Origin of the sequence: Mesobacillus subterraneus (assembly GCF_000934845.1) — a bacterium.
In the GTDB taxonomy this organism is placed as follows: Bacteria; Bacillota; Bacilli; order Bacillales; family Cytobacillaceae; genus Mesobacillus; species Mesobacillus stamsii.
The window spans coordinates 1-16,114 of sequence record NZ_JXIQ01000034.1 but is presented as its reverse complement, the minus strand read 5'-3'; the positions used below and the strand labels follow the sequence as shown (position 1 = coordinate 16,114).

The following is a 16,114-nucleotide window of genomic DNA, read 5'->3' as shown; positions in this document are numbered from 1 at the left end:
AGAGTAGGACGCCGCCGGGCACAAAAAAAGAACAGCTAATATAGCTGTTCTTTTTTTGTTACTGGAAAAATACAATCAAAATCATATAAATAAGCGAGGTTACTACTGGAATAACATTTTACATTGTAATTTCTAGCTTTGACCTCAGAAGTAGACCAAACAGATTTTGATAATGTATTAAATAATGGAAAATTTAGGGATTGATCGCATAAGGGTATCATTCCGCTCGAGAGATGCCCTTATAGCAGTTTATAGGCGCAGCGCTTGTCGGGGTTGAACAAAGTGCTTGCGCTTTGTGTATCATCAATTCTTCTTCTTTTTGCCAAGTGATTGAAGTTGATCCATGATTTTTGTACGTGACTTTTGGTCTTTTAGCAGGTATGCTGTACCTAAAGCAACAGTTGTCATCATTAGTTTTTTTCGATCCATATTTCTACCTCCTCTAATTTTCTATGTCCATATAATAGGAAATTCCCGATACAAGCATCTTTAAACATAATAACTGCATCTGTGAAAGGTTACCTTTCTTGTAACCATTGAGAAATCACTTATGGATTAAAAATTGGTAAATTAAGTAAGGCCCTTTTTTTATAGTGGATTGTAAAAACGTCTGAATGAGCGGGTAATCGTCATTTGGCATCATTTTGTTCAATTCACTCCACCATTCTGTTTCATAGCGAGCAATCATTCCAAGATTATATAGCAATAAATAATGCAACAGCAATTCCGGAAATAAAAACAATTCCCCTTTCTTTAGGGGAAGGACATACTGTTGCTCCTCCAAATTGAATTTCAAAGGGATTGGCTCAGCAGCCGCATCAAAGTTTGCTTTGAGCATGAGAGTGTCATCCTTTGTGTCTTGGAACGTGATAGGGACGGTTGACTTTAGCGGAAGAAATTCCTTGAAACGATTCTCGGTCATATGAAAATGATCTAAAATGGATTTTGGCAGGGAATAAAGGCCTTCCTGTTCCAGTTTTAGCGCTTCAAAATTCTGCTTTCCTCTTAGGGAGACATTGATGCTAGCGAGTTCGGGAATCTGTTCCATCACGTCAGCCATTGTTGCTTTTTCTCCTTCTAATTGTTTCATGTGAAACATTTTTTCAGCCATGAGTGGAAATAAGCCATTTCTTTGAAACTTCACCTCATCTTCTGAGAACCGGTATTGTTGCTTTTTGCGCTTTCTGGTTGAAACACCATGAGCAAGGACGGCTGTCGTCTCCGGATACTCTGGCTCTACAGTCAGGATGCAGGCTTTAATGAGATGGACGAGTCCATAGAAAAGCAGGATCGGCTGAATTTCTACCGGCGCTTTTTCTGCCTGTTCATAATAAAGCTTTCCATGTTCGAGATAATACATAAAGGGATAGCAATTTTCAAAACTCTTCAAATCAGGCTGATCATGATTGATTTTCCGGTAGCATTTTTTAAGATAATCTTGAGAATATTCGGCTGAAAAGAAGATTGTATAACTACTCCATTCTTTATAAGAAAAAGACATGAATAAAACCTCCAAGTAAACAGAAAAATCTAACAAATAAAACTGTTCTTGACAGTATTTTAACCAATTGATAACCTACAAATAATATTTTCTTAAAGGGGGGCATTTACTATGTGGGAAAGAAAGTTTGAAAAAGAAGGATTAACGTTTGATGATGTTCTGTTGGTGCCGGCTAAATCGGAGGTTTTGCCAAAGGATGTCAGCCTCAAGGTAAACCTGACGGAGACGCTGAGACTGAACATCCCAATCATCAGTGCAGGAATGGATACGGTGACAGAAGCTGAATTGGCAATTAGCATTGCAAGACAGGGTGGACTTGGCATTATTCATAAAAACATGTCCATTGAAGCCCAGGCCGATCAGGTTGATAAAGTAAAGCGTTCTGAAAGTGGGGTTATTACCGATCCGTTCTTTTTAACTCCGGAGCATCAAGTTTATGATGCGGAACATTTAATGGGGAAATATCGAATTTCTGGTGTTCCGATTGTCAACAACGAACAGGAACAAAAACTTGTTGGAATTATTACCAATCGTGATATGCGATTTATCCAGGATTACTCGATCAAAATTGCCGAAGTCATGACGAAGACGAATCTGGTAACCGCTTCTGTAGGCACTACCCTTCAGGAAGCTGAACGCATTCTTCAGCTTCACAAGATAGAGAAACTCCCACTAGTAAATGACGAAGGTGTTTTGAAAGGTCTCATTACGATAAAAGATATTGAAAAAGTAATTGAATTCCCGAATTCTTCCAAGGATTCGAAGGGCCGTTTGTTGTGCGGTGCTGCAGTCGGTGTTACAGCCGATACGTTGAAACGTGTTGAAATGCTGGTGAAATCACATGTTGATGTTATTGTAATTGATACAGCTCATGGGCATTCGAAGGGTGTACTTGAAACGGTAAAACAAATCCGCACAGCGTATCCAGAACTTAATATCATTGCAGGAAATGTAGCGACAGCAGAAGCAACAAAAGATTTGATTGCCGCGGGTGCAGATATTGTTAAGGTGGGGATTGGCCCAGGTTCAATCTGCACAACGCGAGTGGTTGCTGGAGTAGGTGTCCCGCAGATTACGGCTGTTTATGACTGTGCAACAGAAGCGCGCAAGCATGGCAAGGCAATTATCGCGGATGGCGGGATTAAATACTCCGGGGATATCGTAAAAGCACTTGCAGCTGGAGGGCATGCAGTCATGCTTGGCAGCTTGCTGGCTGGTGTAACGGAGAGTCCGGGTGAAACCGAAATTTACCAGGGAAGACGCTTCAAAGTGTACCGCGGGATGGGCTCCGTTGCTGCGATGGAAAAAGGGTCAAAAGATCGGTACTTCCAAGAAGATAACAAAAAATTTGTTCCAGAGGGAATTGAAGGAAGAATCCCTTACAAAGGACCGCTGACAGATACGATCTATCAGCTGATCGGTGGAATTCGGTCGGGCATGGGATACTGCGGAACAGCAAATCTTGAGGAATTGAGAGAAAATGCCCAGTTCATCCGAATGACTGGCGCCGGCTTGCGAGAGAGCCACCCGCACGATGTCCAGATCACAAAGGAAGCACCAAATTATTCTATGTCTTAAGGGAAAACCGACTATAGGTTCATGAGTATAACGGAAAAAACAAGCTTCTACTAATACTTTTTTCCTGATTTTACAATAGACAGAGTGACTATTCTCTGTCTATTTTTTTGGATTTTTTTATGGTAAACTAAACGGGTGTGTTTTTAGACGCAAAAAAATATGCAAGTTTTATAGATAACTTTTAAATGATGGAGGGAAATTCGTTTTGAATCGTAAACAGAAACAGCTTTCGATGTTTTTTGCAGCATTCATTTTAACGATCACAACAATGTTTTCAGGTTTTTCCACGGAAGCAGAAGCAGCAGAAGGACAGCTGGGCATCGATGCAGAGGCAGCGATGCTGATTGATGCCGATACTGGCAGAGTATTGTATGAGAAAAATAGCGATGTGGTTCTTGGTGTCGCCTCCATGTCTAAAATGATGACAGAATATATGGTACTGGAAGCGATCAAGCAGGGAAAACTGCAATGGGACCAAAAAGTGAAGATCAATGAGTATGTCTATAAGCTATCTGGTGCACCCGGTTTGTCGAATGTTGGGCTGACGCAGGGAGAGGATTATACAGTAAAGGAATTGTACGAAGCAATGGCCATTCATTCCGGAAATGCAGCTACTGTTGCGCTTGCGGAGGTTCTTTCTGGAACAGAGAAGAATCATGTTGAAAAAATGAATAAAAAAGCGGCCGAGTTAGGCTTAAAGGATTATAAATTCGTAAACTCTTCAGGCTTGAATAATAGCGATTTATTAGGGAATTATCCTGCCGGAAGTCCTGAAGAAGAAAATGTCATGTCTGCACGTTCCATGGCCCTGCTTGCCTACCGTCTGTTGCAGGATTATCCGGATATTTTAAAAACAGCAAGTGTACCCGTCTTAAAATTCCGTGATGGCCGCGAGTATAAGAACTTTAACTGGATGCTTCCAGGCCTGATTTATCAATACGATGGGGTTGATGGCCTGAAGACAGGATCTACTGATTTTGCAGGATATGGTTTTACTGCTACGGCAATGAGGAATGGCCAAAGATTCATTTCTGTTGTTATGAAGGCAGACTCCAAGGATAGCCGGTTTGCGGAGACTCGGAAAATCTTTGATTATGCTTTCAGTAATTTTACAAAAGAAGAACTTATGGAAAATAATTTCCAAATACAAGATAAAAAAACTCTTCCGGTTACCAAAGGCAAGGCTGATAGCGTGAAGATTCAAACGGATAAGGCAATTTCCATGACAATCAGAAACGGCGAAAAAGATCAATATCAGCCAGTTCTTGTTTTGGATAAAAAGAAGCTGACGAAAGATGGCGAGTTAACTGCTCCAATCAAACAGGGCGAACAAGTCGGCTATCTGACGGTTAAAACCAATAATGAGGAAAAAATTAGCTTCCTAACAGAATCTGGCCAAAAAGAGATTCAGGTTCCGGTTGTAGCTGCAGAAAGTGTCGAAAAAGCGAACTGGTTTGTGCTGGCGATGCGCGGAATCGGCGGATTTTTTGGAGATCTGTTTGGCGGCGCTGCCGATACGGTAAAAGGTTGGTTTTAATGGCAAAGAAACGGTTCCTGTCTTGACAGGAATCGTTTTTTGTTGTTTATTTTCTTTAGAGGATAGCTGTAATTCCGATAAAAAAAGTCCGAATATCCAGTTATTTTTTATTTGCTTAACATAGTAATCCCTTTAAAAGGGACAAGGGGGAATAAAAAAATGAAGGCAGGTACAGAACGTGTGAAACGCGGGATGGCAGAAATGCAAAAGGGCGGCGTAATTATGGATGTTGTCAATGCCGAGCAGGCGAAGATCGCTGAGGATGCAGGTGCGGTTGCCGTAATGGCACTTGAACGAGTCCCTTCAGATATTCGTGCAGCTGGCGGTGTAGCAAGAATGGCTGACCCGAAAATCGTGGAAGAAGTCATGAATGCCGTCACGATTCCTGTTATGGCAAAAACTAGAATTGGCCATATTGTAGAAGCGCGTATGCTGGAAGCCATGGGCGTTGATTATATTGATGAAAGTGAAGTTTTGACGCCAGCAGATGAGGAATACCATCTGTTTAAGAAGGATTACACCGTTCCTTTTGTTTGTGGTTGCCGCGACCTTGGCGAAGCAACGAGAAGAATTGGAGAGGGAGCATCGATGCTTCGGACAAAGGGAGAGCCAGGCACTGGTAACATCGTGGAAGCTGTACGCCATATCCGCAAGGTGAATGCACAGGTTCGCAAGGTAGTCGCCATGGACATCGACGAGCTAATGACGGAAGCTAAGCTTCTAGGAGCGCCATATGAGCTTCTTCTTGAGATCAAGGAGTTAGGACGTCTCCCGGTCGTCAACTTTGCCGCAGGTGGCATAGCAACGCCAGCAGACGCCGCATTAATGATGCAGTTAGGCGCAGACGGAGTATTTGTAGGATCCGGTATCTTCAAATCTGATAATCCAGCAAAATTTGCAAAAGCAATTGTCGAGGCAACGACGCATTATCAGGATTATGAACTGATTGCGAACATTTCGAAAGGCCTTGGCATTCCGATGAAGGGCATGGAGATCTCCTCACTGGCACCTGAAGCCCGCATGCAGGATCGCGGCTGGTAGAAGAGATATGGTGAAGATTGGGGTACTAGGCCTTCAGGGGGCGATTCGTGAGCATATATGGGCAATTGAGGCTTCCGGGGCAGAGGGCGTTATAGTGAAACGTCCCGAGCAGCTAAACGAGATTGACGGATTGATCATTCCTGGCGGAGAGAGCACGGCTATTCGCCGTCTGATTGATAAATATCGTTTCATGGACGGGCTGAAAAAATTTGCTGCAGATGGCAAACCGATGTTTGGGACTTGCGCAGGGCTGATTTTGCTTGCGAATGACCTGGTTGGCTACGATGAGCCGCATATCGGTGTCATGGATGTGAAAGTAGAGCGCAACTCGTTTGGCCGCCAGCGGGAGAGTTTTGAAGCGGATATCGATATTTCCGGAGTAGCGGACAATTTTTCCGCCGTTTTCATACGGGCTCCGCATATCGTGGAAGCGGGCGAGAATGTCGAAGTGCTCGCAAAGCATAATAACAGGATTGTCGCGGCACGGGATGGTCAATTCCTCGGTTGCTCCTTCCATCCGGAATTGACGGATGATTATCGATTCATGAATTACTTTGTAAAAATGGTGGAACAGTCTAAACGTAAAAATTTTGCATAAACTGCTTGCATGCTGATCATAATTGTAGTAAATTATGAATTAAAATTCGATAGTTAAGCGATGAGAGGGAATAGTAGCTTGTCTCCATTCTGAAGAGAACCGGTGGTTGGTGCGAACCGGTGTCTGGAACAAATGAATCCGCCCTCGAGCAGAGTATGGAACACCGTATCGGCCAGTAAATACTCTCGGTAATAACCGTTATTTTAAGAGTGGAGGGCATTTTTGCCTTCAACTAGGGTGGCAACGCGGGTTAACTCTCGTCCCTTTTTTGGGGACGGGAGTTTTTTATTTTTTTTCATAAGGAGGATAAAATAGTGTTAGACATTAAGTATTTGCGAGCGAATTTGGAGGAAGTGAAACAGAAGCTGCAGCACCGGGGCGAAGACATGACTGATTTTGGAAAGTTTGAGGACCTCGATGTCAAGCGCAGGGAATTGATCCTTGAAGCGGAGCAGCTGAAGAGCAGGAGGAATGAAGTATCCCAGCAGGTTGCCCAGCTGAAGCGTGAAAAACAGGATGCAGACTACTTAATTGCCGAAATGCGTGAGGTAGGCGACAAAATCAAAATTCTGGACGATCAGTTGCGTGAGGTCGAGGAAGAGCTGGAGGCCTTAATGCTGAGCATCCCAAATATCCCGCATGAAAGTGTTCCGGTAGGCGAAACAGAAGACGATAACGTTGAAATTCGCAAATGGGGCGAAGTCCGTGACTTTGAATTTGAAGCGAAGCCGCATTGGGAGATCGCTGATCATCTAAAAATTCTTGACTTTGACCGGGCAGGAAAAGTCACAGGCAGCCGGTTTGTTTTTTACAAAGGCTTGGGAGCACGCCTGGAGCGCGCATTGATGAGTTTTATGCTTGATTTACATGTCGATGAACATGGCTACAAGGAAATCCTTCCTCCGTACATGGTAAACCGTGCAAGTATGATGGGGACAGGACAGCTTCCTAAGTTTGAAGAGGATGCCTTTCGAATTGAAAGCGAAGATTACTTCCTAATCCCAACAGCCGAGGTGCCTGTCACGAATATGCATCGAGATGAAATCCTGAGCGCTGAAGAGCTGCCCGTAAATTACGCAGCATACAGTGCATGTTTCCGTTCAGAAGCAGGATCTGCCGGCCGGGATACACGCGGTTTAATTCGGCAGCATCAGTTCAACAAAGTCGAGTTGGTGAAGTTTGTGAAGCCAGAAGACTCTTATGACGAGCTGGAAAGGCTGACTGGACATGCGGAAAAAGTGCTTCAGTTGTTAGGTCTTCCATACCGAGTATTGAGCATGTGTTCGGCAGACCTTGGATTTACAGCCGCAAAAAAATATGATATCGAGGTATGGATTCCGAGTTATGGTACGTACAGGGAAATCTCTTCTTGCAGTAACTTTGAAAGCTTTCAGGCAAGACGAGCAAATATCCGGTTCCGACGTGAGCCAAAGGCAAAACCTGAACACGTGCATACACTGAATGGATCTGGCCTTGCGATTGGCCGAACAGTAGCTGCGATTCTCGAGAACTATCAGCAGGCGGACGGAAGTGTTATCATTCCGGAAGCACTGCGTCCATATATGGGCAACCGTGAAGTTATCGCTCCAGAATAAGATGATTAGATTGACCACCAATGAACCATTCCATTTGGGCAGGTTATGTACCTGCCCAAAAAAATTTGAAAGATAAGTTGACTCGTTTTTAAATACGTGGTATTATATTTCTTGTCTCGGAGGTATACCCAAGTCCGGCTGAAGGGATCGGTCTTGAAAACCGACAGGCGGGTAACACCGCGCGGGGGTTCGAATCCCTCTACCTCCTCCATCTATTTTTCAATTAAGCATTAACGCATAAAGCAATTTGGAGATTGTGTAAGAAAACCCGTTCCTTAAATGGTGCGGGTTTTTTTATATACTTAAAAAAAAACTGTAAACAAAACGGATTTTTCATCCGAGGTTGTCTACAGTTTGCGGGTTTATTTTTTTAGTAATTGTGTTTGTTTCATGTGCGAGGCAATCTTCTCGACGATTAGTTCAATGGACTCCGGAATGTTGAATAGATCGTAATCATTTATATTCAAGCGCAGCACAGGGCATGCGTTGAAGTTATTGATCCAGTCTTCATAGCGAACATGCATTTCTTCCCAATAACTAATCGGAGTCTGCTGTTCCATTGGGCGGCCTCTTAGCTTGATGCGGTCAAGAATATCGTCGATCGAACCTTCAAGATAGATGAGCAGGTCAGGATGAGGGAAATACGGAGTCATGACCATTGCGTCGAAAAGGCTTTTGTATGTTTCATAGTCTACCGGAGACATTGTTCCTTTTTCATAATGCATTTTTGCGAAAATGCCGGTATCTTCATAAATGGAACGATCCTGGATAAAACCGCCACCATATTCAAACATTCTTTTTTGTTCCTTGAAGCGCTCCGCGAGGAAGTATATTTGCAGGTGGAAGCTCCAGCGTTCAAAATCCGCATAAAACTTGTCAAGGTATGGATTTGTGTCCACCTTTTCAAGGGATGTCCGAAACCGGAGGGCATCTGCCAGAGCATTCGTCATCGTAGATTTGCCGACACCAACTGTGCCAGCAATCGTGATGACAGCATTGGCGGGGATATTGTATTTTGTTCTTAAATTCATGGTTGTACGCTCCCTTTGCTTAATGTTGCGCTTAGTTGGTCCATGATCAGCTGGAGATCTGTATCCTTATTGACAAAATCCAGGTCATCGCCGCTAAAACGGAGAACTGGGATGTCGGGATGGTCATGTTCAAATTGCCCCATTGCTTGCTCATAATCCAGCGATAATTGCTCTAAATATAAAGGACTGATGTTTTTTTCGACTGCGCGGCCGCGCAATTTGATGCGCTCAAGCAAGGTATCGAGGCTGGAATTAAGATAGATGATAACATTTGGTTTTGGCATATCCTTTGTTAAAATCTGATAGATATCTAAGTATTTTTTGTATTCCTGCTCGTTCAATGTACGCTGGGCGAAAATTAGATTTTTCATGATATGATAATCAGCTACTACAGGTTTATTTTGGCTGAGGTAATGCTCATTAATATCTCCAAGCTGCTTGTATCGATTGCAGAGGAAAAACATTTCTGTCTGAAAACTCCATTCTTCGATGTTGGCATAAAACTTCCCTAAAAATGGATTTTCATCGACGATTTCTTTTAAAAGTGCAAATTGGAATCGTTCGGAAATGGCTTTTGCCAATGATGTTTTGCCAATCCCAATCGGTCCTTCAACCGTTATAAAAGGTATTCCTTCCACAACATGTCCTCCCTCTCCGGTGCATCTGTATCTTTTTTCATTTCTATAAGTCGAATCACGCAGATTTCATTTTATCACACTAGTACACGGAATGGATATTCCCTATTTTGTCAAAAAAAGAAGACAGCCGCAACCTTCCTGCGCCTGTCTTCTTTTATCGGAAATTTATCTTTTTACAACGGTAAAATTTTCCTCAATGAGCAGCCAATTTTGCGGGAAAGACAATCCTAGCTTCCAATAGCTCATGCCTCGCAGGTTTAATTCTTTGATCAAGTCAAATTTTGCCTGAATGGAACGCGCATCCTCAAACCAGACTTCATGCTGTTTTCCATCTGTTGCTGTGTAGCGGAAAGTCGGGGCTTGAGCCTTTGCGTTATACTCGATCGCGACCTTATGTTCGAGTGCGATTTGGATGGCTTGCTGCGGACTGACAGCTCGGGCAATGGAACCCTGGACAAATGGCAGTGTCCAATCGTAACCATAAAGATTCTGGCCCATCATGATTTTCTGCGGAGGTATTTCACTCGCAGCATATTCCAGCACTTCGCGGACAGGGCCAATTGGGGATACTGCCTGGGCAGGTCCACCGCTATACCCCCATTCATAAGTCATGATGACAACGAAATCGACTATTTCCCCGTGCGCTTTATAGTCATGAGCTGTGTACCAGGCACCCGTCTGAGCTGCGCTTGTTTTAGGAGCTAATGCAGACGAAATAAACCAGCCTTCTTGTTTAAAACGATTTCTCGCTTTTCGCAGGAAAGTGTTATAGGCTTCCCGGTCTGCCGGCCGCAGAAATTCAAAATCAAAATGAATATCGCGGAAGCCATATTTTTTAGCTGTGGAAACAATATTGTTCAGGAATTTATTCTGAATAGCGAGATCATTCAGCAGGATACGGCCAAGCTGATCGCTGAACTGATCCTTTTCCTGATTGGTAATGACCATCATTAATATCGTATTGTTTGCCTCGGCGATCGCCGGAAAATGGTTTAAAAGCGGCTCCTTCAAAGTTCCATCACGCATCGCTTGAAAGCTGAAGGGAGCAAGGTATGTCAAATAAGGTGCTGCATCCCGTGCCGCTGTTTCTAGTTCGGGGGCGACCGTGTTCCCGCGAGGTTCTACATAGGCGTTGAATTCTGCATTAGACTTTGGCTGTTGAGGAAGATAGAGCCGGAAACCAACTGGGAGTATTTGGTTCATGGAAAGGGCGTTGATTCGGGCAAGCTCCTGGGGGGTGGTTCGAAACCTTCGGGAAATGGACCATAAGCTGTCTCCCGGCTGGACAAAATAGAAACTACCGATAATCGGGATGACTATTGCCTGACCAACGACCAGATTATTTGGGTTAGGCAGTTGGTTTGCCTCGGTAATATCGACAACAGCTGACCCGTACATTTGAGCAATCTGTGACAATGTTTGTCCTTGCTGTACTACATGGATTTGCATCTTCTTCCCTCCTTGGCAATTTAGCGCTACCACCATTGTATGAAGGAAGAAAAAGCAGTATGTTAGAAATTAAGCTTATAAGATGGGCTTGTATCGGCGGATAGGACATTTTTCATCATCGTCAGCGCATATTTGTTGTCCTCTTCATTATTTGAGGCAATGAAGTCCTCTGGAATGATGAGCTTGTATTCCCGCATATACGCGTCATTCGCAGTAAACAGCACACAAATATTCCCGGCGATTCCGGCGAGGACTACGGTATCTACTTTCAGCTGCTGAAGCAAAGTATGCAATGCGGTTCCATAAAAAGCGGAGTGCTTCGGCTTGATTAGGAAATAGTCATGGTTCTTTTCAGGGCTGATTTTTTTGATGATGTCCTCGCTTGTGTCATTCGTGCAATAATCGATAATTTTTTCAAAATCAGCCTGCCATAGATTATAATGGTCATTAATATAGATGACGGGCATGTCCTTTTCGTTGAAAAATTTCTTTAAGTTTACAATCGGATCGAGAATCTTTTTTGTATTTTTTGCAAGGGCTGTCCCTGCATCAAAATGAAAGTCATTAATCATATCGATGATTAACAGCGCAGTATTTGACATAGAATCATCCTCTCCTTTCCCTTATATTTTTACCGGAAGGGAATTATTAAACCAGTTGGAAAGAGAAAACAGCTAAGTGGAGGAAAAAATGGAATATACTCCAGATGAACAATATATGCTAGCAGCATTGGAAGAAGCAAAAAAAGCAAGGCAGATAGGCGAGGTGCCGATCGGTGCGGTCATCGTCTTGAACGGAGAGGTCATCGCCAAGGCGCATAATCTCCGCGAAACCAGACAAAGCTCAGTTGCCCACGCTGAGGTACTGGCGATAGAAGCCGCATGTAAGAAACTTGGCACATGGCGGCTTGAAGAAGCAACTCTCTACGTCACTCTGGAGCCTTGTCCGATGTGTGCCGGGGCCATCATGCTCTCGCGAGTGAACAAAGTAGTATACGGTGCGGCAGACCCAAAAGGAGGTTGTGCCGGCACTCTGATGAATCTTCTCGAGGATGAGCGATTCAATCATCAAAGTGAAGTGGTATCAGGTGTATTAAAAGCGGAATGTGGAGCATTGCTGTCTGATTTTTTTCGTAAGCTTCGAGAAGAGAAAAAGCAGAAGCGGAAACAGGCGAGACAGGAGTTAGAATAATATACAGGAATTGACAGCTGATAAACATTGATTTTTATTGGCATAGTTAGTATACTATGTATGTGTCCTTGAGGCACACCCAAATCTGGTTTCAATTTTGCCGTGCTAGTCGGGGAGGTAGCGGTGCCCTGTACCCGCAATCCGCTCTAGCGGGGATGAATCCCTTTCTGAGGCTGATTTACTGTAGGGCCTGCCTTAAGTAAGTGGTGTTGACGCCCGGGTCCTGCGCAATGGGAATCCATGAACCATGTCAGGTCCGGAAGGAAGCAGCATTAAGTGGACGCTCTCATGTGCCGCAGGGTTGCCTGGGCCGAGCTAACTGCTTGAGTTACGCTTATGGTATTCAGTCGATGGAAGGTGCACGGCAGTTACATATGATTTCATCGAACTCATCTCTTCTTATCGAGATGAGTTTTTTGTGTAAATGTCCGAAAAGTTGCGTTATAATAGGAAGGATTATACGAAGGGAGCGATGTCATTGGCCTACCAAGCATTATATCGTGTCTGGCGTCCACAGCAGTTCATTGATGTAGTCGGACAGGAACATATCACAACGACACTCCAAAACGCTCTTCTTCAACAAAAAACATCACATGCTTACCTTTTTTCCGGTCCGCGTGGGACTGGTAAAACGAGTGCTGCGAAAATTCTGGCAAAAGCGGTTAACTGTGAACAAGCACCGACAGCAGAGCCATGCAATGAATGCGATGCATGCCGGGGAATAACCGATGGATCGATTCCCGATGTAATGGAAATCGATGCTGCTTCCAACAATGGAGTAGAGGAGATTCGGGATATTCGGGATAAAGTAAAATATGCTCCTAACGTCGTAAAGTATAAAGTATATATCATTGATGAGGTCCATATGCTTTCCATCGGAGCTTTCAACGCCTTGCTGAAAACACTGGAAGAGCCTCCGAAGCATGTCATCTTTATTCTTGCTACGACTGAGCCCCATAAGATTCCACTCACGATCATTTCGCGATGCCAGCGATTTGATTTCAAGAGAATTACCGCGCAAGCCATTGTCGGCAGAATGAAGCAAATTGTTGAGGAATCTGCAGTGGATTGCGATGATACCGCCTTGCAAATCATTGCCAGGGCGGCAGAAGGCGGAATGCGTGATGCCTTAAGTCTGTTAGACCAGGCCATTTCGTTCAGCCAGGACCGAGTAACGATGGAAGATGCGCTCTCTGTAACAGGAACGGTATCACAGAACATCCTGAATCAGCTAGCGAAAGCGATTTATGAAAAAAATGCCGCTGCGGGACTGAGGGCATTGGACGAGCTGCTTTTACAAGGGAAAGACCCAGGAAGATTTATAGAAGACATGATTTTCTTTTACCGCGACATGCTCCTGTATAAGGCAGCACCAGCATTGGAAGAAGCGATGGAACGAGTCATGCTCGATCACGATTTTCAGGAACTTGCGAATCAAATAGAACCCGCACAATTATATGAATGGATGGAAGTCTTGAACAAAGCGCAGCAAGAAATGCGCTGGACGAACCATCCGCGTATATTCCTTGAAGTCGCGATCGTGAAACTATGCCAGCTCGATCAACAGAGGCAGACAAACAATGTACAGGTTGAACCTTTATTGAAGAGAATTGAACAGCTAGAAGAAAAATTGGCCGATTTTCAGCAAAATCCTGTTGCTGCACCAAGTGAACCTGCTGCTGCCAAGAAAGCATCTCGTCCGAACCGAAAGGGCTTCCGGGCACCAACCGGAAAAATCAATGAAGTGCTGAAAAATGCAACGAAGTCTAATCTTCAAGCCATTAAAGTGCGCTGGGGAGACTTGCTCGAGATGCTGGCTGCAAAGCAAATGCGTTCGCAGGCAGCACTTTTGAATGAAGCCGAACCGGTTGCTGCATCTGATGAGGCGGTCGTGATCAAATTCAAATATGAGATTCACTGTCAGATGGCAATGGAAAATACGAGGTTCACGGAAACCGTCAGTGTCGCGATGCAGGAATATGCAGGGAAAAGAATGCAGGTCATCGGTGTGCCGGAAGAACAGTGGCTTAAAATAAGGGAAAACTTTATCAGCCAGAGAGGCGATGGAGCAACAGAAGGGCAAGCTGCTGCCAGTGAAGACCCGCTGATTGCCGAAGCCAAGAAATTATTTGGCGATGAATTAATACAAATACAAGATTAAATTTGGAGGTATGTTTACATGATGCGAGGAAATGGTAATATGCAAAACATGATGAAGCAAATGCAAAAAATGCAAAAGAAAATGGAAGAAGCACAGGTTCAGTTAGGTGAAGAAAAAATTGAAGGTACCGCAGGCGGTGGAATGGTAACGGTTATCGTAACTGGCCATAAAGAAATCGTCGATGTCCAAATCAAACCTGAGGTCGTAGATCCAGATGATGTCGAAATGCTTCAGGATCTAGTGCTTGCTGCCACAAACGATGCATTGAAAAAAGCGGAAGAATTAACAAGCAAGACAATGGGGCAATTCACAAAAGGGATGAACCTTCCTGGGGGAATGTTCTAGGAGGAATGATTTAGAATGCATTATCCTGAACCAATATCAAAGCTGATCGACAGCTTTATGAAATTGCCAGGTATCGGCCCGAAAACAGCCGCTCGTCTGGCTTTTTTCATCTTAAGCATGAAGGAAGAAACCGTGTTGGATTTCGCTAAGGCTTTGGTAAGCGCGAAGCGCAATCTGTCTTATTGCTCTGTCTGCGGTCATATTACGGACCAGGACCCATGTTATATTTGCGAAGACCAGCGCCGTGACCGCACGATCCTCTGCGTCGTCCAGGACCCAAAGGACGTCATTGCAATGGAAAAAATGAAGGAATACAACGGACTGTACCATGTGCTCCATGGAGCGATTTCTCCAATGGATGGGATTGGACCAGAAGACATTAATATACCTGATTTGTTGAAAAGGCTTCAGGATGAAACTGTCCAGGAAGTCATTCTTGCCACGAACCCCAACATTGAAGGGGAAGCGACGGCAATGTACATCTCAAGGCTTCTTAAACCATCAGGAATCAAGGTTACAAGGATCGCCCATGGTCTACCAGTCGGAGGGGACCTGGAATACGCAGACGAAGTCACACTATCAAAAGCAATCGAAGGACGCCGGGAAGTTTAATTCAGAAGCGCTTTAATGGAGGACAATCATGTTATTTCGTAAAAAGAAATGGCTAAGAAAAGAATTTGATCAAAAACTCTTGGGGCAGCTGAACAGCATGAAGACGAACTGGAGTAATCAAAAGCGACTGGTTGAAAGAAGCTTTGATCCACCAGAAGAATTTATCACAGAAGCAAAGATTGCTGAAGCGAAATACTTCTTTCTATTTAAAGAAGCAAGGTATAGGAGAATCACGGTCAGATCAGAATAAATGCCATTAGTTCTTATTTCTATAACTTGTACATAAACTTGTAGAAGACATGGAAATAAGGAGGATAAGTATGGATCCTATAGTTGTCATTTCGGTTCTAGGCGGATTGATTCTGCTGCTGCTCATCATCGGCGCGCCGACAAAGCCGTTGCGTCTCATCGGACAGAGTGCGGTAAAAATCCTAATTGGAGCTCTTTTTCTATTCTTTCTTAACGCTTTTGGAACAAATTTTGGAATCTATGTGCCAATCAACATTGCAACTGCAACAGTCTCGGGATTGCTAGGAATACCAGGTGTATTCGCCCTAATTGCAATTCAGACTTGGATTATATAAGCAACGAACGCCGCTTCTTCTAAAGCGGCGTTTTCATTTTTAAGGCTTCTGATTAAAACAATTCATTTTTTTGAAAAAAATCTATTGACCAGAAAAGCAGAAGTTGTTATTATATAAAAGTTGCTGTTGAACAGCAGTTGATAACTTGTAAAAAAAGATGTTGACGAAATGACAGCAGCGTGATATATTATTAAAGTCGCTTCTGAGCGGCGCACACAAAATTGTTCTTTGAAAACTAAACAAACAAGCGTCA

General features: G+C 43.8%; 18 protein-coding genes, 1 tRNA gene, 1 other RNA gene and 1 other annotated feature. Of the genes, 13 read left to right on the top strand and 7 right to left on the bottom strand.

What is annotated here, in order from left to right; all coding sequences use genetic code 11:
- Positions 1 to 303 precede the first annotated feature (303 nt).
- On the bottom strand, positions 304 to 429 hold the full coding sequence (locus tag UB32_RS20685; protein WP_277813878.1) for a hypothetical protein: 126 nt from the start codon (positions 427 to 429) through the stop codon (positions 304 to 306).
- Between the two features lie 115 nt (positions 430 to 544).
- Positions 545 to 1,501 carry a YaaC family protein gene (locus UB32_RS06080; RefSeq protein WP_044392084.1) on the bottom strand — a complete coding sequence of 319 codons (957 nt, stop codon included), beginning with the start codon at positions 1,499 to 1,501 and terminating at the stop codon, positions 545 to 547.
- A gap of 111 nt (positions 1,502 to 1,612) precedes the next feature.
- On the opposite strand from UB32_RS06080, the gene guaB reads away from it, so the two are divergent.
- From guaB to UB32_RS06050, 6 genes are all read left to right on the top strand, one after another.
- Complete coding sequence (gene guaB / locus UB32_RS06075) at positions 1,613 to 3,079, top strand: IMP dehydrogenase (RefSeq protein ID WP_044392082.1); 1,467 nt, start codon at positions 1,613 to 1,615, stop codon at positions 3,077 to 3,079.
- A gap of 232 nt (positions 3,080 to 3,311) precedes the next feature.
- On the top strand, positions 3,312 to 4,616 hold the full coding sequence (locus UB32_RS06070) for a serine hydrolase (protein ID WP_052806967.1): 1,305 nt from the start codon (positions 3,312 to 3,314) through the stop codon (positions 4,614 to 4,616).
- Positions 4,617 to 4,775: 159 nt separating this feature from the next.
- On the top strand, positions 4,776 to 5,657 hold the full coding sequence (pdxS, locus tag UB32_RS06065; protein WP_044392081.1) for a pyridoxal 5'-phosphate synthase lyase subunit PdxS: 882 nt from the start codon (positions 4,776 to 4,778) through the stop codon (positions 5,655 to 5,657).
- Between the two features lie 7 nt (positions 5,658 to 5,664).
- Positions 5,665 to 6,255: a pyridoxal 5'-phosphate synthase glutaminase subunit PdxT gene (pdxT, locus tag UB32_RS06060; protein WP_044392079.1), complete on the top strand. Its 591-nt coding sequence runs from the start codon at positions 5,665 to 5,667 to the stop codon at positions 6,253 to 6,255.
- A 51-nt stretch (positions 6,256 to 6,306) separates the two neighbouring features.
- Positions 6,307 to 6,523: a binding site (T-box leader), on the top strand.
- 46 nt (positions 6,524 to 6,569) lie between these two features.
- Positions 6,570 to 7,850: a serine--tRNA ligase gene (gene serS, locus UB32_RS06055; RefSeq protein ID WP_044392077.1), complete on the top strand. Its 1,281-nt coding sequence runs from the start codon at positions 6,570 to 6,572 to the stop codon at positions 7,848 to 7,850.
- A 118-nt stretch (positions 7,851 to 7,968) separates the two neighbouring features.
- A tRNA-Ser gene (locus UB32_RS06050) sits at positions 7,969 to 8,061 on the top strand.
- A gap of 151 nt (positions 8,062 to 8,212) precedes the next feature.
- Here UB32_RS06050 and UB32_RS06045 read toward each other — a convergent pair.
- From UB32_RS06045 to UB32_RS06030, 4 genes are all read right to left on the bottom strand, one after another.
- Complete coding sequence (locus tag UB32_RS06045) at positions 8,213 to 8,881, bottom strand: deoxynucleoside kinase (RefSeq protein WP_044392075.1); 669 nt, start codon at positions 8,879 to 8,881, stop codon at positions 8,213 to 8,215.
- Positions 8,878 to 9,519 (bottom strand): deoxynucleoside kinase, encoded by a 642-nt coding sequence (locus UB32_RS06040; RefSeq protein WP_044392073.1) that lies wholly within the window; start codon positions 9,517 to 9,519, stop codon positions 8,878 to 8,880. Before UB32_RS06040 ends, UB32_RS06045 begins: the two co-directional genes overlap by 4 nt.
- A 165-nt stretch (positions 9,520 to 9,684) precedes the next feature.
- The gene (locus UB32_RS06035) at positions 9,685 to 10,968 is read right to left on the bottom strand and encodes a glycosyl hydrolase family 18 protein (protein WP_044392070.1); all 1,284 of its coding nucleotides are present in this window, start codon (positions 10,966 to 10,968) and stop codon (positions 9,685 to 9,687) included.
- 62 nt (positions 10,969 to 11,030) lie between these two features.
- Positions 11,031 to 11,570 (bottom strand): isochorismatase family cysteine hydrolase, encoded by a 540-nt coding sequence (locus UB32_RS06030; RefSeq protein WP_044392068.1) that lies wholly within the window; start codon positions 11,568 to 11,570, stop codon positions 11,031 to 11,033.
- A gap of 88 nt (positions 11,571 to 11,658) precedes the next feature.
- Between UB32_RS06030 and tadA the strand changes: the two genes are divergently transcribed.
- From tadA to UB32_RS06000, 7 genes are all read left to right on the top strand, one after another.
- A complete protein-coding gene (gene tadA, locus UB32_RS06025) occupies positions 11,659 to 12,159 on the top strand; it encodes a tRNA adenosine(34) deaminase TadA (protein ID WP_044392066.1) in 501 nt (166 codons plus the stop codon).
- A gap of 100 nt (positions 12,160 to 12,259) precedes the next feature.
- Positions 12,260 to 12,524, top strand: an RNA gene (gene ffs / locus UB32_RS19345) — signal recognition particle sRNA large type.
- Positions 12,525 to 12,637: 113 nt separating this feature from the next.
- Complete coding sequence (gene dnaX, locus UB32_RS06020; RefSeq protein ID WP_044392086.1) at positions 12,638 to 14,320, top strand: DNA polymerase III subunit gamma/tau; 1,683 nt, start codon at positions 12,638 to 12,640, stop codon at positions 14,318 to 14,320.
- A gap of 18 nt (positions 14,321 to 14,338) precedes the next feature.
- Complete coding sequence (locus tag UB32_RS06015) at positions 14,339 to 14,665, top strand: YbaB/EbfC family nucleoid-associated protein (RefSeq protein WP_044392064.1); 327 nt, start codon at positions 14,339 to 14,341, stop codon at positions 14,663 to 14,665.
- A 15-nt stretch (positions 14,666 to 14,680) separates the two neighbouring features.
- Positions 14,681 to 15,277: a recombination mediator RecR gene (gene recR / locus UB32_RS06010; protein ID WP_044392062.1), complete on the top strand. Its 597-nt coding sequence runs from the start codon at positions 14,681 to 14,683 to the stop codon at positions 15,275 to 15,277.
- A gap of 28 nt (positions 15,278 to 15,305) precedes the next feature.
- Entirely contained in the window at positions 15,306 to 15,527 is a 222-nt protein-coding gene (locus UB32_RS06005) for a YaaL family protein (protein ID WP_044392060.1), read from the top strand.
- A 70-nt stretch (positions 15,528 to 15,597) separates the two neighbouring features.
- The gene (locus UB32_RS06000; RefSeq protein ID WP_044392058.1) at positions 15,598 to 15,861 is read left to right on the top strand and encodes a pro-sigmaK processing inhibitor BofA family protein; all 264 of its coding nucleotides are present in this window, start codon (positions 15,598 to 15,600) and stop codon (positions 15,859 to 15,861) included.
- Positions 15,862 to 15,923: 62 nt separating this feature from the next.
- On the opposite strand, the gene UB32_RS20265 is transcribed toward UB32_RS06000, so the two are convergent.
- Positions 15,924 to 16,114: hypothetical protein (locus UB32_RS20265; protein WP_206742570.1), on the bottom strand; the 191-nt coding region annotated here is incomplete at its 5' end.